The 17,535-nt window shown below is 59.7% G+C and carries 19 protein-coding genes; 12 read left to right on the top strand and 7 right to left on the bottom strand.

The features are described 5' to 3' along the window. The first annotated feature begins 89 nt into the window (after positions 1–89). Complete coding sequence (locus UB90_RS08125) at positions 90–581, top strand: GNAT family N-acetyltransferase (protein WP_235859286.1); 492 nt, start codon at positions 90–92, stop codon at positions 579–581. Positions 582–596: 15 nt separating this feature from the next. Here UB90_RS08125 and UB90_RS08120 read toward each other — a convergent pair whose 3' ends face one another. Continuing rightward, complete coding sequence (locus UB90_RS08120; RefSeq protein ID WP_005630114.1) at positions 597–866, bottom strand: DksA/TraR family C4-type zinc finger protein; 270 nt, start codon at positions 864–866, stop codon at positions 597–599. 95 nt (positions 867–961) lie between these two features. Beyond that, on the bottom strand, positions 962–1,951 hold the full coding sequence (locus UB90_RS08115) for a Gfo/Idh/MocA family protein (RefSeq protein WP_065324425.1): 990 nt from the start codon (positions 1,949–1,951) through the stop codon (positions 962–964). A gap of 162 nt (positions 1,952–2,113) precedes the next feature. Here UB90_RS08115 and UB90_RS08110 point away from each other — a divergent pair, with 162 nt between their 5' ends. Beyond that, the gene (locus tag UB90_RS08110) at positions 2,114–3,286 is read left to right on the top strand and encodes a dipeptidase (protein ID WP_065324424.1); all 1,173 of its coding nucleotides are present in this window, start codon (positions 2,114–2,116) and stop codon (positions 3,284–3,286) included. 609 nt (positions 3,287–3,895) lie between these two features. Here UB90_RS08110 and rpoH read toward each other — a convergent pair. Next, positions 3,896–4,792 (bottom strand): RNA polymerase sigma factor RpoH, encoded by an 897-nt coding sequence (rpoH, locus tag UB90_RS08100; RefSeq protein ID WP_005630124.1) that lies wholly within the window; start codon positions 4,790–4,792, stop codon positions 3,896–3,898. Positions 4,793–5,161: 369 nt separating this feature from the next. Beyond that, positions 5,162–6,100, bottom strand: coding sequence for a pca operon transcription factor PcaQ (gene pcaQ / locus UB90_RS08095; RefSeq protein ID WP_065324422.1), 939 nt, complete (start codon positions 6,098–6,100; stop codon positions 5,162–5,164). Between the two features lie 82 nt (positions 6,101–6,182). On the opposite strand from pcaQ, the gene pobA reads away from it, so the two are divergent. The 10 genes from pobA to UB90_RS08045 all read left to right on the top strand — a co-directional run bounded on the left by pobA (position 6,183) and on the right by UB90_RS08045 (position 14,299). Beyond that, entirely contained in the window at positions 6,183–7,352 is a 1,170-nt protein-coding gene (pobA, locus tag UB90_RS08090) for a 4-hydroxybenzoate 3-monooxygenase (protein WP_065324421.1), read from the top strand. Further along, on the top strand, positions 7,352–8,140 hold the full coding sequence (gene pcaD, locus UB90_RS08085; RefSeq protein ID WP_065324420.1) for a 3-oxoadipate enol-lactonase: 789 nt from the start codon (positions 7,352–7,354) through the stop codon (positions 8,138–8,140). Before pobA ends, pcaD begins: the two co-directional genes overlap by 1 nt. Further along, positions 8,133–8,537, top strand: coding sequence for a 4-carboxymuconolactone decarboxylase (pcaC, locus tag UB90_RS08080; protein ID WP_065324419.1), 405 nt, complete (start codon positions 8,133–8,135; stop codon positions 8,535–8,537). Before pcaD ends, pcaC begins: the two co-directional genes overlap by 8 nt. Next, positions 8,534–9,256, top strand: a complete 723-nt coding sequence (gene pcaH, locus UB90_RS08075; protein WP_065324418.1) for a protocatechuate 3,4-dioxygenase subunit beta — start codon at positions 8,534–8,536, stop codon at positions 9,254–9,256. The genes pcaC and pcaH overlap by 4 nt, the downstream gene beginning before the upstream one ends. A 2-nt stretch (positions 9,257–9,258) precedes the next feature. Beyond that, positions 9,259–9,876: a protocatechuate 3,4-dioxygenase subunit alpha gene (gene pcaG, locus UB90_RS08070; RefSeq protein WP_065331928.1), complete on the top strand. Its 618-nt coding sequence runs from the start codon at positions 9,259–9,261 to the stop codon at positions 9,874–9,876. 9 nt (positions 9,877–9,885) lie between these two features. Beyond that, positions 9,886–10,719 (top strand): beta-keto acid cleavage family enzyme, encoded by an 834-nt coding sequence (locus UB90_RS08065; RefSeq protein WP_065324416.1) that lies wholly within the window; start codon positions 9,886–9,888, stop codon positions 10,717–10,719. Positions 10,720–10,758: 39 nt separating this feature from the next. Further along, on the top strand, positions 10,759–11,832 hold the full coding sequence (locus UB90_RS08060; RefSeq protein ID WP_081285542.1) for a 3-carboxy-cis,cis-muconate cycloisomerase: 1,074 nt from the start codon (positions 10,759–10,761) through the stop codon (positions 11,830–11,832). Positions 11,833–11,957: 125 nt separating this feature from the next. Beyond that, complete coding sequence (locus UB90_RS08055) at positions 11,958–12,758, top strand: DUF4394 domain-containing protein (protein ID WP_065324414.1); 801 nt, start codon at positions 11,958–11,960, stop codon at positions 12,756–12,758. A gap of 276 nt (positions 12,759–13,034) precedes the next feature. Then, the gene (locus UB90_RS08050; protein ID WP_065324413.1) at positions 13,035–13,565 is read left to right on the top strand and encodes a sigma-70 family RNA polymerase sigma factor; all 531 of its coding nucleotides are present in this window, start codon (positions 13,035–13,037) and stop codon (positions 13,563–13,565) included. Then, complete coding sequence (locus UB90_RS08045; RefSeq protein WP_065324412.1) at positions 13,562–14,299, top strand: anti-sigma factor; 738 nt, start codon at positions 13,562–13,564, stop codon at positions 14,297–14,299. Before UB90_RS08050 ends, UB90_RS08045 begins: the two co-directional genes overlap by 4 nt. A 75-nt stretch (positions 14,300–14,374) precedes the next feature. Here UB90_RS08045 and UB90_RS08040 read toward each other — a convergent pair whose 3' ends face one another. Genes UB90_RS08040 through ectB form a run of 3 tightly spaced genes read right to left on the bottom strand, consistent with a single transcriptional unit; the run spans position 14,375 to position 17,529 of the window. Further along, a complete protein-coding gene (locus UB90_RS08040; RefSeq protein WP_065324411.1) occupies positions 14,375–15,811 on the bottom strand; it encodes an aspartate kinase in 1,437 nt (478 codons plus the stop codon). 14 nt (positions 15,812–15,825) lie between these two features. Next, entirely contained in the window at positions 15,826–16,218 is a 393-nt protein-coding gene (locus UB90_RS08035; protein ID WP_065324410.1) for an ectoine synthase, read from the bottom strand. A 24-nt stretch (positions 16,219–16,242) separates the two neighbouring features. Continuing rightward, positions 16,243–17,529, bottom strand: coding sequence for a diaminobutyrate--2-oxoglutarate transaminase (gene ectB / locus UB90_RS08030; RefSeq protein ID WP_065324409.1), 1,287 nt, complete (start codon positions 17,527–17,529; stop codon positions 16,243–16,245). Positions 17,530–17,535: the final 6 nt, after the last annotated feature.

Genomic DNA, 17,535 nt, shown 5'->3' with positions numbered 1-17,535 from the left:
TCGTGAGGAGCGCGGCAATCCGCCTCTCGCGCCTGGAAACGCCCGCCGCATCGTGACGGCGGGCGTTTTTTATGCATCTTTGCGTCAGTATGGCAGTAGAATCGAACATAAACTTCTTGCGGCTGAGCCAGTCCGACCATGAGCTGGTCCGCCATATCGAGGTCGCCCCTGAGCAGATCGTCTATTGCGGCACGGTCGATATGGCTTTCGCTGCGCTTGAAGAAGAACTCGACCTCTATGCGATACTCGCAGAGAACAAAGCCGTTGGGTTCTTCAAAATAGATCTGAAGTTTCCGCGCACCTATAGCTTCGCACGCGCGGGGGATCTGGGGCTGAGGGCTTTCATGATTGACCATCGCCAACAAGGACGCGGTCTGGGCAAAGCCACCTTGCAAGCGTTGCCGGCTGCATTGCGCAAATTATACCCCGCAGCACAAGCCTTGGTTCTGACCGTAAACCTGCGCAATCCAATCGCAGTCCGAAGCTACCTTGGGGCCGGATTTGTCGACACGTGCGAGCTCTATGAAGGCGGGTTAGCGGGCCCGCAACACGTGATGCGCCTGCCACTGGCAAGGGCCTGAAACCACCCCCTATCCTTATTTCAACTGGCTGTCTTTGCTGCCGCGCCTGTTGATCCCACCACGGGCTTTCAACGTACCATCGCGTTCCTGCTGGCACTCGATACAGAGTTTTACACCCGGTATCGCACGTTGCCGGGCCACAGGAATTTCTTCTTCGCAATCTGCACAATGTGTGAGGCTCTCGCCTTGCAATGCTGGGCGGGACTTAAGCCGTGCAAGCTCATCCGAGATTGATGCCTCAATCTGCTCACTCACCGCGCCATCTTTTGCCCAGCCACCCGCCATCTAAGTCACCCTCACGTATCTCGGAGTAAGATTTTAGCACCGGCCTCCCGCAGGAGACCAGCTACAGAGATAAACTGGTGCGATTTGCCCGCCGATCAAAGATCGGTTGCAACCTTGAACACACCGTCGATCATCGCCTGGGTTCCGCGCGAGAACTCCAGCGGGCATGGGTAGGCCACACCTTCGCGCAAACTGCGCCCGAAGGCTTCCACCTGCAGCTTGTAATGGTCTGCAACCGGGAAACGCTCCTCGCTCATCCGTCCAGAACCTCCCGCATGGGACGACTGGTGTAGCTCCAGTCGTGCCTCGCCAAAGACGCGGGGATTAAACGGTGCGGTCAGGCGCAACACCCCTTTGTCTCCGTGAAACGCCATCTCTTGATGAGGCTGAAGACGGGTGCTCACATAGGCGGTGTAAAGGAAGCTCGGGAACTTTGCCTGTACGTTTGACAGCACATCAACACCGTTTTCCCATTCGATCTGCGCGCTGATCTCTTGCGGCTCTTCACCAGTCACAAATCGCGTTGATCCAAAGACATAAACGCCAATGTCTCGCAACGCACCGCCCCCGGTTTCTGGTCGGTTGCGAATGTTGTCGACATCGGCCCGGTTATCGAAAGAGAATCTACCTGAGACATGTTTGACCTGCCCAAGCGCGCCGGATTGCACCAGTTCACGCGCGCGTTGCCACTGCGGGTGGTGCACAATCATATAGGCCTCTGCCGCCAGAACGCCCGCCTCACCTCGCGCTGCAATCAGTTGATCGAACTCCGCTTCGTGCAGCGCGGCTGGCTTTTCCACCAGAACATGTTTTCCTGCCTGCATGGCCTTGAGCGCCCATTCCACATGCAGGTGATTGGGGAGCGGGATGTAGACCGCATCAATTGAGGGATCCGCCAGCAGCGCCTCATAACTCTGGTGGACTGCAATTCCCGGCGCAAACGCCTGAAACGGAGCCGCCTTCTCCGCACTGGAGGTCGCAAGCGCCGCAAGCTCCGCCCCATTGGCGGCATGAATAGCCGGTCCCATATGTTCACGCGCGAACTTTGCCGCACCCAGAATGCCCCAGCGCACAGGTTTCGTCATTTTAGGTCTCCCACGATCCCAACCTTACAGTGTTTGCGCTCACAGTAGCTATATAACCGCGCCTCAGCAAACATCGCGCAATACATCTGGAATGACGCATAGGGTTGAACTTGCGATTTCTTGTCGTAGCCTGTCCTCAAAAACCTCATGAGGATCTTATCAATGGCAACTCTTGCGAGATGGTTCAGACGGCTGTTGGTTATCGGCGCTTTGGCCATCGTTGCGTTTTTTGTGTTCGCGCCTGCCTACCTCGACAAGCAGCGCAATCCGGTTATTGAGCATGCCCCCTACGCTATCAGTGACGCCGCACGCACCCTGCACAACAGTCTGGTGATTGGTGATCTGCACGCAGATCCGCTGCTGTGGAAACGCGACCTCACCAAGCGCAACACGCGCGGGCAGATGGATATTCCCCGCCTCATTGAGGGCAACGTCACGCTGCAGGTCTTCACCGCCGTGACCAAATCGCCGGCGGGACAGAATATTCACCAGAATGAGGCTGACGCACGGGACAACATCACCCTGCTTGCGATCGGGCAGCTTTGGCCAGTCCCCACATGGACCTCCCTTTATGAACGCGCACTACATCAAGCAAAGAAGCTGCATCGATTTCAGGAACGGTCTGACGGGCGCCTGCGGATCATCCGCACCGAAGCAGATCTGGATGCCCTGCTGGACCTGAAACGCGCAGGTGAGGACGTGGTCGGCGGTCTGCTCGGCATCGAAGGGGCTCACCCGCTCGAGGGCGATCTCGATAAGCTGCAGGGGCTGGTGGATGCGGGATACAGGCTGATCGCGCTGCAGCATTTCTTTGACAATGCGCTTGGGGGCTCTCTGCATGGGACTGGAGATCATGGCCTCACTGAATTTGGTCGTGCCGTTGTCACCGCCACTGTTGAGCAAGGGCTGATCCTTGATGTTGCGCATTCAAGTCCGCAGGTGGTGCGTGATGTGATTGCCATAACCGACGTCCCCTTGGTGTTGTCGCATACCGGCATCCACAAGGCTTGCCCGGTCAAACGCAACCTGCCTGATGATCTGATGCGCGACATCGCCGCGACCGGTGGTGTGATTGGAATCGGCTATTGGGCGAACGCGGTTTGTGACACCTCCCCCGCAGGCGTTGCGAAGACGATACGCAGTGCAATTGAGGTGGTCGGCGAGAATCATGTCGCGCTTGGTTCTGACTTTGATGGCTCGGTTAAGACGGCTTTTGACACCTCAGAGCTTGCCGCGCTTACTCAGGCGATGCTCGATGAGGGCCTGAGCGAGACACAAATCCGCAAGATCGCGGGCGGCAATATGCTCCGCGTCGTTCGGGCCCGCCTCGACTAACGGCAATCCGTTTTTGAAACTTACCTCACGCTATTGAGTTGCAAGGATTTTTCCTTGCAACTCAAATCTGACTTCAAAAGTCAGGAACCTAATCCCGACAACAATAGTCAAGCATTTGATTTTGTTGAATTTTCTCGTTGACGCCTCTCAGATCAAAGGATAAAAAGGTCTCAACTGCAGCAAGCCAGATGAACAGGCCGCCAGCAGCAAGCCATCCAGCAAGGCACCTTCGGGTCCCAGCCAGATCGCAAGCGAAGCCAGCTCCCCATGTCATCAAGCCAGCATAAAGCAGTCCGCGCTGCTGCCCGCCACGCAGATACGTCGCCAGCACCGCAGCGCTATTCAGGCAGATCGTTCGCAAGCTCAGCCCGACCATTGCCGTACTTTGGCATGTCCAGCTGCCCGCCTGATCAACCAAGAACTTCTTATTGAAATTTGGGGAATGCTCACGCGCGCAACCGTGCCAGCCAACCCTCCCCCAGATTATCTCGACGCCTCTACAATCTGCGTAGCATCAACACAAAAGGGGCCACCCCGATGGGTGACCCCTTTCCATGTCCGCGCCGAGGGAGAAAGGCGCATCATTGGACAATTTCTGCGAATGGCAGCTCAGACGGGCTGCAACATCCCTTTGCCAGCAGCCAATTCGCGCATCTTCTTTTGCAGCTTCTCAAACGCGCGCACTTCGATCTGCCGGATACGCTCGCGGCTCACGTCGTACTGAACGCTCAACTCTTCCAGCGTCTTGGCCTGATCTGCCAGACGACGCTGCGTCAGAATATCTTTCTCGCGATCATTGAGAACGCTCATTGCCTCCGCCAAAAGCTCGCGGCGCGCCTGCAACTCGTCTTGGGCCTCGTAATCTCCAGCCTGGTCGGCACCCTCATCCTCGAGCCAGTCCTGCCACTGCATGGTGCTATCACCATCGCCGCCGACCATCGCATTGAGGGATGCATCCCCACCGGACATCCGGCGGTTCATCGAGATCACCTCATCCTCGGTCACACCAAGGTCGGTTGCGATCTTCTTCACCGCTTCTGGGCGCAAATCGCCATCTTCCAGCGCACCGATACGGGCCTTTGCCTTGCGCAGGTTGAAGAACAGCTTCTTTTGCGCCGAGGTGGTGCCAAGCTTCACCAGAGACCAGGACCGCAGGATATACTCCTGAATCGAGGCACGGATCCACCACATTGCGTAGGTGGCCAGTCGAAAGCCTTTTTCAGGGTCAAAGCGCTTCACCGCTTGCATCAAACCGACGTTGGCCTCGGAAATTACCTCCGCTTGCGGTAGCCCATAGCCGCGATAGCCCATAGCGATTTTAGCTGCCAGACGCAGGTGGGACGTGACCATTTTATGCGCCGCCTCAGTGTCTTGCTCTTCGACCCAGCGCTTGGCCAGCATATATTCCTCTTCCGGCTCCAGCAGCGGGAATTTGCGGATTTCCTGCAGGTAGCGGTTCAGCCCACCTTCGGGAGACGGGGCGGGAAGATTTGCATAATTTGCCATCAGAACTGTCCCTTTCGAATTTGCAAGGACTTCAAGATCAGCCCATTTGAGTGTTGTGGTCGCCGTTTTCAAGCGACCCTTACCCAGTGTTATACAAACACAACTACGCGTCCTCTGTGAAATGCGTCACAAAAGATCACGAAAAATCTCACACTTCCCATAACCATCTGAATAATATGAAAATAAATCAATCCTCGGAACAACCGTGACACACCATTCACACCAGATCACGGCACTGAGAGTACTGTTTCATCCCCAGTACCGTTTCGATCAATTGCGTCGTTTTTCACCAAAAACCACGTTCTATTCACCTTTTTCCAAATACCTCCGGGGTGAGAGCCGAACAGCTCAAGGGGCAGCGCCCCTGCTTCAACTCACATCATACCCAACCGAGACAATCGCCGCATGCAGCGCTTTGACAAAGAGGCTCTCTAGTGGTGTGGGCTCAGCATCTTGGCGCTGCATCAACCCGACCGGACCCTTTGTAAGAGATGTGTCAAACGGCAGGCGGATCAACCGCCCGTCCGAGAGCTCATTGCGCACGACCCCATGTGAAATCATCCAAATCGCGTCCGTGTCTCGAGTATAGACGCGCGCAAAGGCACCCGAGACAGTCTCAATGCGTTGCGCCGGTTCTGACAGTCCGTGACTGATCAACCAGCGCTCCACCTGCGGGCGAATGGCGGCCGTGGTCGGCGGAAATATCACTGGCCAACGAGACAGATCGCCGAGATCAGGCGCTGCGAGACAGGGATGGTCCGGTCTGACCACGCACACCACCTCTTCTGTGTAGAGTTGAGTAAAAGACACCCCTTGCATGGAAGCGGGGTCCCCCATCCGACCAATCACCATGCTCACCGCACCGTTGCGCAGCATATCAATCAGCATGCCATGCGGCCCATCCGACAGCCGCAGAACGGCTTCTGGCGCGAGTCGTTGAAACCCTTCAGCCACTTTTGGCATCAGCCCCGCCGCAACACTGGGCAACGCGCCGACCTTCACCTCCTGCTTCAGGATGCCGCCGCGCGTTCTGTCTATGCTTTCCAACCCATGATCGAGCGCCGCCAGACTCATCCGGGCAAAATGCGCAAAAACCTCGCCCGCTTCGGTCAGCTCAACTCCGGCCCGACTGCGCAATAACAGCGTTGTACCGAGGATCTCTTCCAGTTCTTTTAGCGTGCGCGAGATGGCAGGCTGCGTCAGATGCAATCGCTCGCCCGCTGCCTTGAGGCTCCCGCATGACACGACCTCCAACAGACATTGCATGTGTCGGATTTTGACCAGTCGGGAGAGGTTATAGTTTACCATATTGGTATCTATATTTCTGAAATACTCATTTTTGAATGCAGAAATCGCATGATAGCCTCCATTTCAACAGGAGGAGAGTTTCATGCGCACACAGGTTGTGATTGTCGGCGGTGGCCCGTCGGGGATGCTTTTAGGGCAGCTCTTACACCTCAATGGCATTGACACCATCGTGCTGGAACGCCGCACCAAAGCGCATGTGCTGAGCCGCATCCGGGCCGGCATCCTCGAACAGGGTATGGTCGAACTGATGCACAAGGCGGGCGTCGGTGCGCGGCTGGAGCGCGAGAGCTTTCATCACGAGGGCACTCAGATCGCCCACAATGACCGGATGTTCGGCATCAATTTCAAGCAGCTGATCGGCGAATCGGTGATCCTCTACGGCCAGACCGAAGTCACCCGCGATCTCTATGAGGCGCGTGAGAAGGTCGGCGCACAGACGATCTTTGACGTGGCGGATGCCGCCATCCACGACGCGGACACCGATGCGCCCTATGTGACTTTCCACAAAGACGGGCGGGAACAGCGCATCGACTGTGATTTCATCGCAGGTTGTGACGGGTTCCATGGCGTCAGCCGCCGCACCATTCCGGCCTCCGTGCGGACCGAATATGAAAAGGTCTACCCCTTCGGCTGGCTCGGCATCCTCTCAGAAACCCCGCCGGTCAACGAAGAGCTGATCTATGCTAATTCTGAGGACGGCTTTGCGCTCTGTTCGATGCGCAATGCCAACCTCAGCCGCTATTACGTGCAGTGTTCTTTGGGTGATGACGTCGGCGACTGGACCGACACGCGGTTCTGGGACACGCTGCGCCGCCGCCTGCCCGCCGAGGTCGCCGAGGCGCTGGTGACAGGTCCCTCTATCGAGAAATCCATCGCGCCGCTGCGGTCGTTTGTGAGCGAGCCGATGCGCTGGGGGCGGTTGTTCCTCTGCGGTGATGCCGCCCATATCGTGCCGCCCACCGGGGCGAAGGGTCTGAACACCGCAGCCTCGGACGTGCATTACCTCTATACCGGGCTGCTCCGGTTCTATCAGGACAAGGACAGCGCAGAGCTGGATCGCTATTCCGAAAAGGCGCTTGCTCGCGTCTGGAAGGCAGAGCGATTCAGTTGGTGGATGACTTCACTGCTGCATCGGTTCCCGGATCAAAGCCCTTTTGATGTAAAGATGCAGGCGGCGGAACTGGCCTTCCTGCGTGACAACGAGGATGCGCAGCGGGTGCTGGCGACCAATTACGTCGGGTTGCCCTACTGATGCAGGCGGCGCGACTGACACATGCCACGCTGCATTGGCGCGCGGATGGCGACCCAAACGGGCCAGCGGTGGTTTTTGCCAACTCGCTGGGCACGGATCTGCGACTCTGGGATGCGGTGATCGACCGCCTACCCAAGCATTTGCGGTTGATCCGGAATGACAAGCGAGGTCACGGCCTCAGCTCCTGCCCCAAAGGGCCCTATTCCATCGACGATCTCGCCAATGATGCGCTGGAGCTGTTGGATCATCTGGGTGTTGAGACTTGTGTTTTTGTCGGCCTGTCCATCGGCGGCATGATTGCGCAAACCCTAGCGGCCCGCGCGCCGGAGCGGATCTCGGCGCTGGTGCTCTCCAACACCGCAGCGAAAATGGGCGAGGCGCAGATGTGGCAGGACCGGATCGCGGCCATCGAGGCGAGCGGCATTGCGGCCCTGTCGGGTGCGGTGATGGAGCGCTGGTTCGCACCCGATTTCCTGAGCACCGACGCCTACATACCGTGGCGGCACATGCTGGAGCGCACACCACAAGCGGGTTACATCGCCTGTTGTCAGGCCATTGCGGGCGCAGACCTCAGCGAGACCACCAAAACCCTGTGCCAACCGACCCTCGGCATCGCGGGCAGTGCGGATGGCGCCAGCCCTGCCGCGCTGGTGGAAGCCACCATCAACCTGATCCCCGACGCACAGTTCACTGTGATCGAGGACACCGGCCATTTGCCCTGTGTCGAGGCGCCCGAGGCCTATGCCGGGGCGCTATTGGAGTTCCTAGAGGAGTTGGGCCATGTCTAAACAGTCCCAAAGCGACCGCTATGTCACCGGCATGACCATCCGCCGCAAGATCCTGGGCGATGACCACGTGGACCGGGCCGAGGCGAAGAAAACCGCCTTTGACGCGCCATTCCAGACGCTGATCACAGAAACCGCCTGGGGCAATGTCTGGGCCAGCGACGGGGTCTCAGACCGTGAACGCTCCATGCTGACGCTGGCGCTCCTGGCGGCATTAGGCAACTTTGACGAGATCCCCATGCACATCCGCGCCACCGCCCGCACGGGAGCGAGCAAAACCGATGTGCTGGAGGCGTTTCAACATGTGGCCATTTACGCAGGGGTGCCGCGCGCCAATCACGCGCTGAAACTGGCCAAGGAAACCTACGCGGAAATGGACCGGGAGGGGAAACAGACATGACCAACGGCTATGTAAACCGCGACCGGCGCTGGCATCCGCCCAGCATCACGCCCGACTACAAGACCTCCGTGGCGCGCGGCCCGCGCCATGCGCCGCTGTCCTTTCCCACCACTTTGGTCGAGGAAACCGGGCCGGTCTTTGGCCACGACATGCTGGGCGAGCGGGACAACGACCTGATCCTGAACTTTGCCAGCGGCGACGGCATGGCGATCGGCCCGCGCATCATCGTGCATGGGCAAGTGCGCGACGAGTTTGGCCGCGGTGTTCCGGGTGCCCTGATCGAAGTCTGGCAGGCCAATGCGGGCGGGCGCTATCGCCACAAGAAGGAAAGCTATCTGGCGCCGCTGGACCCGAATTTCGGCGGATGCGGGCGCTGCATCAGCGACGAACAGGGGTTCTATGAGTTCCGCACCATCATGCCCGGCCCCTACCCTTGGCCCAATACGATGAACGATTGGCGCCCGGCGCATATCCATTTCTCGATCTTTGGCCACGGCTTTGCCCAGCGCCTGATCACCCAGATGTATTTCGAGGGCGACCCGCTGATCTGGCACTGTCCCATCGTCGACACCATCCCGACCCGCGAGGGGATCGAGAGCCTGGTCGCGGCGCTCGACATGGCGCGCACGGTTCCGATGGATGCGCGGGCTTACAAGTTCGACATCACCCTGCGCGGCCGTCGCCAGACGATGTTTGAAAACCGCATGGAGGGGCTGTGATCATGGTGCAACCGTTGAGCTATCTGAAGGAATCTCCCTCGCAGACCGCAGGGCCTTACGTCCACATCGGATGCACGCCGAATTTTGCCGAGATCGAAGGCGTCTACCCGCAAGACCTCGGCCATGAGATGATTACCGGCAACGTGCAGGGTCAGCGTATCCGCATCACCGGCCGCGTTATCGACGGCACCGGCACGCCCTTGCGCGATGCGCTGGTGGAAATCTGGCAACCGGATGCGGCAGGGTTGTTCAACTCCCCCGCCGAGACGCGCGGCACGGCAGATCCGAACTTCACCGGCTGGGGGCGCTGTGCCTCGGATATGACGACGGGCGAATTTGCCTTTGACACGGTCAAACCCGGCGCGGTGCCCTTTGTCGATGGCCGCATGCAGGCGCCGCATGTGACGCTCTGGATCGTGGCGCGGGGCATCAACCTTGGCCTGCACACGCGGATGTATTTCCCCGACGAGGCGGACGCCAATGCCGCCGACCCGATCCTCAGCCGCATTGAACATCAGGCCCGCGTCAAAACCCTGATTGGCGCGGATAAGGGCGACGGTCATTACCATTTCGACATTCGCCTTCAGGGGCACAATGAAACCGTGTTTTTCGACATCTGAGGCCAGATCATGAGCAACCCTTGTATCCTTTGCGTCGCGATCACCGGCTCGCTGCCCACCAAGGCCAACAATCCGGCGGTGCCGATCACCGTGTCCGAACAGATCGAGAGCACCCATGAGGCGTTTGAGGCCGGGGCCAGTATCTGTCACGCCCATGTGCGCAATGACGACCAGACGCCATCGTCCGATCCGGAAAAATTCGCAGCGCTAAAAGAAGGGCTGGAGAAACACTGCCCCGGCATGATTGTCCAGTTTTCCACCGGCGGCCGGTCGGGCGCGGGCAAGACGCGCGGCGGCATGCTGCCGTTGCAGCCCGACATGGCCTCCTTGTCGGTGGGGTCGAACAACTTCCCCACCCGCGTCTATGAAAACCCGCCGGATCTGGTTGACTGGCTGGCTGGCGAGATGCGAACGCATCACATCACACCGGAGGTCGAGGCCTTTGACCTCAGCCATATCCTGCAGGCGATCCGGTTGCATCAGGAGGGTACGCTCTATGGCAAGCTCTATGTGCAATTCGTGATGGGCGTGAAGAACGCGATGCCCGCCGACAAGGAGGTATTTGACCTCTATGTCGATCTGGTCCAACACCGCGCACCCGGGGCCAATTGGTGTGCCGCCGGAATTGGGGCGAACCAGCTGATCGTAAACGAATGGGCCATTGCCGCCGGTGGGCATACGCGCACGGGGCTTGAGGACAATGTGCGGCTGGATCGCCAGACGCTCGCGCCCTCCAATGCGGCACTGATCCGGCGCGCGGCGGAGCTCTGCGAGAAATACGAACGCCCCGTCGCCACCTGGCAACAGGCGCGAGATATCCTTGACGTGCCCCTGCGCGGCTGATCTGGTTTCATCATTCCGCCTCAAAGGACTGCCCCACTCGTGAACCCGCTGACCTCGACCAACCCCTATTTTGCCGGTCTCTTTGCCGATGATGAGATCACGGATCTGTTCAGTGGTCCTGCGACCGCAGAGGCTTTCCTCGCCCATGAGGTCGCGCTGACCCGCGCGGCGGCAGAGGTCGGGCAGATCGAAGCGGATCTTGCAGCGCGGGCAGTGGCGGCGATGGTGGGGTTCGCACCCGATGTGGTGGCATTGCAGGCGGATCTGAAGACAGACGGCATGGCGGTGCCGGGCTATGTGCGGCAACTCAAGGCGCATGTAGGCGCAGAGCTTGCCCCTGCGATCCATCCCGGTGCCACCAGTCAGGACCTGATCGACACCGCGCTGATGCTGGCGATCCGCGCGGCAAACGCGATTTACCTGTCGCGGCTGGAGGCGTTGAACAACGCACTGGAGGAGTTGGGGCGGACACAAGGCGAAAACGCCCTGATGGCCCGGACTCGAATGCAGGCAGCCCTGCCGATCACCGCCGGGCACCGGATCACCACCTGGGCCGCGCCTGTGGAGCGCCATACAAATCGGCTGGAGGTCTTGCGCCCCGAGGTGGAGTTGTTGCAATTCGGCGGTCCGGTGGGGGATCGCCAGCGCAGCCAGCCGCATGGCGATGCGATGGCCCGGTTCATGGCAGCCGAGTTGGGGCTGAGCGCCCCTGTCCGCAGCTGGCACACGGAGCGGGATGGGTTGGCGACATACGCCAGCTGGCTCTCGGCCCTGACCGGCAGCCTCGGCAAGATCGGGCAGGACATCTGCCTGATGGCACAACAGGGCGTGGATGCGCTGGCGCAGCAGGGCGGCGGCAGCAGCTCCGCCATGGCGCATAAACAGAACCCGGTGACGGCGGAACTGCTGGTGACGCTGGCGCGCTATAACGCAGGCCAACTGCCGTTGATGCATCAGGCGATGGTGCATGAACAGGAACGCTCTGGCGCGATGTGGACGCTGGAGTGGATGGTGCTGCCGGCCATGATGACCTGCACCGGCGCCGCCCTGCGTCTGGCCACCGAGCAGATACAGGCGATCACCCGGATCGGGGAGCCCCCCTCCCCCAGCTGACCCGCCACCCAAAACTTTTTTCAAAAAAATTCTCCCCTGCTGCATCCAAATGCGGCCCTGACGGAGTCTCCCCTCTGACAGCGCACGGATGGTCCGTGCCTCAGTCAAACAGTGAGGAGCTTTTTATGCATCCCCTTAAGACCGCTTTTGTGACCGCATCCATTTTCGCAACCGCCCAGCTGGCGCAGGCGGACAACCATGCCGCCCCGATGGCGATCGGGCTGAGTGGCGACAATATGCTGCATATGATCAATGCCGAAACCGCCAGCGTCACCGGCTCAATGCCCGTCAAGGGCGTCGACAAACTGCTGGGCATCGACCTGCGCCCGGCAACCGGTCAGCTGATCGGCGTCACCTCCACCTTTGACATCGTCGAGATCGACCCCAAGACCGGCGAGGCCACGGTGATTTCCACCATGGATAAGGAACTGCCGATTACCGAGGGCGCACCGGTGATCGTGGACTTCAACCCCAAGGCCAACAAATTGCGCTTCATGAGCGGCACCACCAACCACCGGGTGGACATCGAAAGTGGTGCCGTGACCGTAGATGGCTCGCTCGCCTTTGAGGAGAAAGACATGCACGCAGGCGAGGCTCCGGCCATCGTCGCGGCGGCCTATATCAACTCCTACGGACAACCGGATGCGACGGCGATGTATGACATTGACGCAACCATCGTGGCGCTGATCCAGCAGACCTCGCCCAACGATGGCACGTTGGCGGCAATCGGCAAGCTGGGTATCGAGGGCACCGAGGCCTATGCGTTTGACATTGCAACCGATGCGCAGGGCAATAACACTGCGTGGCTGGCGGCAGGCAGCACACTGAATACGGTGTCTCTCGAAAGCGGCAAGATCCTTGAGAGCTGGGAAATCAAAGGAGCCGATGCGCCATTGCGTGACATTACTTTCATGACCGCGATGTAAAATCACAAGTTGCATACCCTACACAAATTCGTGCTATGGTTGCATTTGTGAGTACGAGTACACCTGGGGCACTTATCGCCTGTAGGACTGTTGCTTCGGGGGCGCAAGGAACCCACTCCCTGCGCCCCCGGCTCTCGATATATAAGAAAAATCATCACATTGACCGCCAGAGTCCGCAGCAATACGCTTCGTCTGACGATGCCTCCTCTCAGCGATCAAAAACCGGCTTAGAAAGATGGCGTCAGTTTAAGTGCCCATAGGGATGAGGACAGGCGAGTGAGCGAACTGGCAGAGCGGATCAAAGCCTGCGCCAAAGGGGACCGCGCGGCACTCCGCGCGATCATGTACACAGAAGGGTCGCGGCTACTTGGCATTGCGATCCGGATGTTGCGACGGCGTGATCTGGCAGAGGATGCAGTGCAGGAGTGCTTTGTCTCGCTATGGCGCAAGGCGCATCAGTTTGACGCCAATCGCGGAGCGGCACAGGGATGGCTGACCACTATTTTGCGCAACCAGTGCCTGACGATGCTGCGCAAAGAGAGCTGGGAGATCGCCGAAGATGCCGAGACGCTAGAGCGTCGGCAAGATGAGGATATCGTGATGGACGCCTATGGCAGGTTGGACGCAAATAGCGATCTGCGCCGTTGTCTGGACCGGCTTGAGCCACCAAAACGGATCGCCATCCTGCAGGCCTATGTGCTCGGGTATACCCACGGCGAGATATCTGGCCGCATTCAGGCGCCGCTCGGGTCTGTTAAGGCCTGGGTCCGGCGTGGCCTAATCGCCTTGCGGGAGTGCCTGTCATGAGTGATGAACGATCCCTGAGAGATGTGGCAATGGAAGTTGCGCTTGGTCTTTCAGATGAGGCCGAGACGGCCGAGCTTGAGGCGCGCGCGCTGCACGACCCCGAAGTCGCAACAGCGTTGGAACAGGCGCGCGCACGGCTTTCAGAGCTGGACGACACCGCCACGCCCGAGGCGCTGCCCGATGACATGTGGTCGCGGATCACAGCCCAGTTGGACGTGGTCCCAACAGCGATTGCACCCGGCTCCGTGCCGCAGTTCGATGCCGAGACCGATACGATCCTCCCCGCAAACGAGCCGCATGCGCCACGCAACTGGTTCATCGCGGCCTGTGCCGGGCTGGCGGCGTCACTTGTGCTGGCTCTGGCTCTTGGCTGGTCGGTGATGACACGCCCCGACCCGACGGTGATCGCGGTGCTGATCAACGACACCACAGGCGAGGCCGTCGCCGTGGTTGAGGGCACCGAAGAGAACCTGACCCGCGTAACCCTGCTGGGGCAGACCGCAGTGCCCGAAGGGCAGGTCATGCAGGTCTGGACCAAACCCGAGGACGATGGCCCGCCGGTTTCGCTTGGTCTGCTGACGGACAACCGGGGCACCGCACTGGCAGTAGATGGGTTGCCGCCACCGGGGCCGGAACAGCTCTATGAGATCACGTTTGAGCAGACGGGCGGCTCTCCCACTGGACTACCAACCGGACCGATCCTCGGCAAAGGGCTGGCAAAAGAAGCGCTTTAGGCCGAAACAAAATAGGGGGCGCCGCTTGGCACCCCCTTTTGCATCATCCCTGTCAGACGACGGCTATTTCACGCGTCAGGCTGCCGCTTTGATCGACTTGTCCTGCTTGGCTGCGACACCTTCGACCAGCACCTTGTGCAACGCACCAATTACTGGTTTCAGGTCTTCGCGTTCTACGATGAACTGAACATCCACATTTCGGGGCCCTTGCGAGGCCCCAAGGCTCGCCAGCCCCACGTCCGCAATCGCCTGAAGACCGCGTGTCAGCACCGACAATCCCTTGAGATCGCGCCCAATCGCAGAGGCCATGGACAGCAATCGTGCGGAGATCTCCGCATTCGGGTAGATCTTTGCCAGATCCTTCTCCACCCGTTTCAGGACCGTCAGAGAAGTGTCGAGGTAATGGGTGATCGTGTTGGCGTTCGACGTTTTGGAAACGATACGCACATCGTGACGCGTCAGCACCTCAAGGATCGCAGCATCATAGCCCTTCACCCCGACCATATCCTGCTCGAAGACCTCCAGCGCGATGATATCCAGCCCGGTGATCATCTCAACTGCTGGGGTATCTGCGGGCTTGTCGTCGATCAATGTACCCGGATCTTCGGGTTCAAAGGCGTTGGTCACCCGCAGCGGCACATCGGCCTGCCGCAGGGTCTTGGCCGCCTTGGGGTGGATCGCCTCCATCCCCATGTTCGACATCTGATCCGCCACGTCATAGTTGGTGTGGCCGAGCTTTTGCGCAACGCCCTCGCCCACCAGTTTCGGGTCGGCGGAGGAGAGGTGGAACTCCTTGTGGATGATCGCCTCGCTGGCGCCGGTGAGGGCGGCCAGACAGGAGAATGTCACCTCGGAATAGCCACGATCAAACTCGCGCATCAGACCTTCGGCGCATTGCGCATAGCCGGTGACGATGGGCATCTCACTGGCGGGGTCGACGTCGTTGAGCGCACCGGAAATACGTTCCTCCAGCGTCACGTCACCTTCGTCACGCCAGCCGGAGAGGTCCACAAAGCGGGCATTCACCCCCACGCGCTGCAACAGGAGCGCGGTGACAAAGGCGGAATGCGCCTCGCCCAGCCCCGATAGCAGTTCACGGATTTGCAGCATGTGTTCCGCCAGACGAAAATGCCCGTAGCTGCACAGGCGCTGCAGATCGATCAGGCAGTTGCGAGCGCCTTCGATACGTTCGGAGACAAAAGCATCTGCCTGCGCCACATCACCGGCATTGTCGAGCACCGCCTCATGGGCTTTGCGCATCTCGTCGCCGACGCGGCTCAGGGCCTCGTGCCAGCCATGGTCGGATTCGGCGTCGGCAAACCGGGCATAGACGCCCGGCTCACCGGTTTTCTTGTGTTCGAGCAGCAGATTGGTGATGCCACCAAAGGCAGAGACCACAAAGACGCGACCATAAAGATCATCCGCCTTGCGCCCGCCGGTAAACAGCGTGTCCACCAGCTCGTTCACGCGGGACATCGAGGTCCCACCAATTTTTTCAACAGTATGTGTCATGCGTCACCTGTTCCTCAGGCCAGCTCCTCCGCAGGAGCATAAGAGCCGTCCTCGCGATGGACTTCGGTGCCGGTCACCGGCGGATTGAAGCAGCATGCCATATGCAGTTCTTCCTCGGCCCGCAGGATGTGCTTGTCATGCAGGTTCAGCGCATACATGACGCCGGGCTTGATCTCGTGGGTCCCGCCGGTGGCGATATCGGTGATCGAGCCCTTGCCTTTCATGCAATAGACACTCTCGAAGTGGTGCTTGTAGTGGAACTGATGCTCCGAACCCGCTTCGAGTACGGTGATGTGGAAGGAAAACCCCATCCCGTCATCGGCCAGCAGCATGCGGGTGGAGGTCCAGCGCGCATCAGAGACGGAGCGGTCGGTGTTTTTCAGTTCGTTGAAATCGCGTACGATCATGGGTCTTGGTCTCCGGTCTTCAGATTATTGCGCGGCAATTTTGGTTTTGGCGGCCACTTCGCGGGCGGCGGTGCTGAGAATGGCAAAGCCTTCGCAGAACAGCTGCTCGGAGGTGGTGAGCGGTGCGAGGATCTTAACCACCTCGTCATTCGGACCAGAGGTTTCCACCACCAGACCCAGCTCATAGGCGCGGGCACAGATGTCGCCGGCCAGATCGCCGCATCCGACATCCACCCCCTGCATCAGACCACGGCCCTTGAGGTATGCTCCGGGGATGTGGCTCGCCACTTCTTGCAGGGCGCTTGTAACCAGCTCAGACTTGCGTGCGAGCTCTGTTTTAAAGGCATCATCGGCCCAGAACTTCTCGATCGCCACGCGGGCAGTCACAAAGGCATGGGTGTTACCGCGGAAGGTGCCGTTGTGCTCGGCAGGGCCAAAGACGTCATGCTCTGGGCGCACCAGAACCAGTGCCATCGGCAGGCCAAAGCCGGATACGGATTTCGCCATAGTGACGATATCGGGCTTCACACCCATTTCGTCGAAGGAGAAGAAGGTGCCGGTCCGACCGCACCCTGCCTGAATGTCGTCGATGATCAGCAGCGCGCCATGGGCATGGGCGATGGTTTCAAGCTTTTTCACAAACTCGGCGGAGGCCGCGTTGAGGCCACCCTCGCCCTGAACGGTTTCCAGCATGATCGCTGCCGGGGCGTCGATGCCGCCGGAGGGGTCGGAGAGCATCTTTTCAAGCAGTGCCGCACTGTCGACACCATCAGCATAGGCTTCAAATGGCATGCGCGTCACGCCCGCCTTGTCCATGCCAGCGCCGCCACGGTGGTAGCCGTTACCAGTCGCTGCCAGCGCCCCCATGGTCACACCGTGAAAGCCGTTGGTGAAGGAAATCACGTTGGTGCGACCGGTGACCTTGCGGGCGATCTTCATCGCGGCCTCGACGGCGTTGGCGCCGGTCGGGCCGGTGAACATCACCTTGTGATCCATGCCGCGCGGCGTGAGGATCAAGTCGTTGAAACTGTGCAGGAAGGCTTCTTTGGCCTCGGTGTGAAAGTCGAGACCATGGGTGATGCCGTCCTTCAGGATGTGCTCAACCAGCGCATCCTTCATATCGGGGTCATTGTGGCCGTAGTTCAGCGAGGAACAGCCCGCCAGAAAGTCGATGTAACGGGTGCCGTCTTCGGTGAACAGCTCGGACCCGCGTGCGGTGTCAAAGGACGCGGTGAACGAACGGCAGTAGGAGCGCGCATTGCTTTCGCGGCGCTTATAGATAGACGAGTTTGTTTCCATGTCTTTGGGCATGGGGGA

Source organism: Tritonibacter mobilis (genome assembly GCF_001681715.1).
Lineage (GTDB): Bacteria > Pseudomonadota > Alphaproteobacteria > Rhodobacterales > Rhodobacteraceae > Epibacterium > Epibacterium mobile.
The sequence above is the reverse complement of the archived record's forward strand: the minus strand, read 5'-3'. Positions and strand labels throughout refer to the sequence as shown.

Bases quoted from the DNA above. Each gene is read 5' to 3' on its own strand.
- UB90_RS08125 (WP_235859286.1), top strand. From the start codon at position 90: ATGGCAGTAGAATCGAACATAAACTTCTTGCGGCTGAGCCAGTCCGAC.
- UB90_RS08120 (WP_005630114.1), bottom strand. From the start codon at position 866: ATGGCGGGTGGCTGGGCAAAAGATGGCGCGGTGAGTGAGCAGATTGAG.
- UB90_RS08115 (WP_065324425.1), bottom strand. From the start codon at position 1,951: ATGACGAAACCTGTGCGCTGGGGCATTCTGGGTGCGGCAAAGTTCGCG.
- UB90_RS08110 (WP_065324424.1), top strand. From the start codon at position 2,114: ATGGCAACTCTTGCGAGATGGTTCAGACGGCTGTTGGTTATCGGCGCT.
- rpoH (WP_005630124.1), bottom strand. From the start codon at position 4,792: ATGGCAAATTATGCAAATCTTCCCGCCCCGTCTCCCGAAGGTGGGCTG.
- pcaQ (WP_065324422.1), bottom strand. From the start codon at position 6,100: ATGGTAAACTATAACCTCTCCCGACTGGTCAAAATCCGACACATGCAA.
- pobA (WP_065324421.1), top strand. From the start codon at position 6,183: ATGCGCACACAGGTTGTGATTGTCGGCGGTGGCCCGTCGGGGATGCTT.
- pcaD (WP_065324420.1), top strand. From the start codon at position 7,352: ATGCAGGCGGCGCGACTGACACATGCCACGCTGCATTGGCGCGCGGAT.
- pcaC (WP_065324419.1), top strand. From the start codon at position 8,133: ATGTCTAAACAGTCCCAAAGCGACCGCTATGTCACCGGCATGACCATC.
- pcaH (WP_065324418.1), top strand. From the start codon at position 8,534: ATGACCAACGGCTATGTAAACCGCGACCGGCGCTGGCATCCGCCCAGC.
- pcaG (WP_065331928.1), top strand. From the start codon at position 9,259: ATGGTGCAACCGTTGAGCTATCTGAAGGAATCTCCCTCGCAGACCGCA.
- UB90_RS08065 (WP_065324416.1), top strand. From the start codon at position 9,886: ATGAGCAACCCTTGTATCCTTTGCGTCGCGATCACCGGCTCGCTGCCC.
- UB90_RS08055 (WP_065324414.1), top strand. From the start codon at position 11,958: ATGCATCCCCTTAAGACCGCTTTTGTGACCGCATCCATTTTCGCAACC.
- UB90_RS08045 (WP_065324412.1), top strand. From the start codon at position 13,562: ATGAGTGATGAACGATCCCTGAGAGATGTGGCAATGGAAGTTGCGCTT.
- UB90_RS08040 (WP_065324411.1), bottom strand. From the start codon at position 15,811: ATGACACATACTGTTGAAAAAATTGGTGGGACCTCGATGTCCCGCGTG.
- UB90_RS08035 (WP_065324410.1), bottom strand. From the start codon at position 16,218: ATGATCGTACGCGATTTCAACGAACTGAAAAACACCGACCGCTCCGTC.
- ectB (WP_065324409.1), bottom strand. From the start codon at position 17,529: ATGCCCAAAGACATGGAAACAAACTCGTCTATCTATAAGCGCCGCGAA.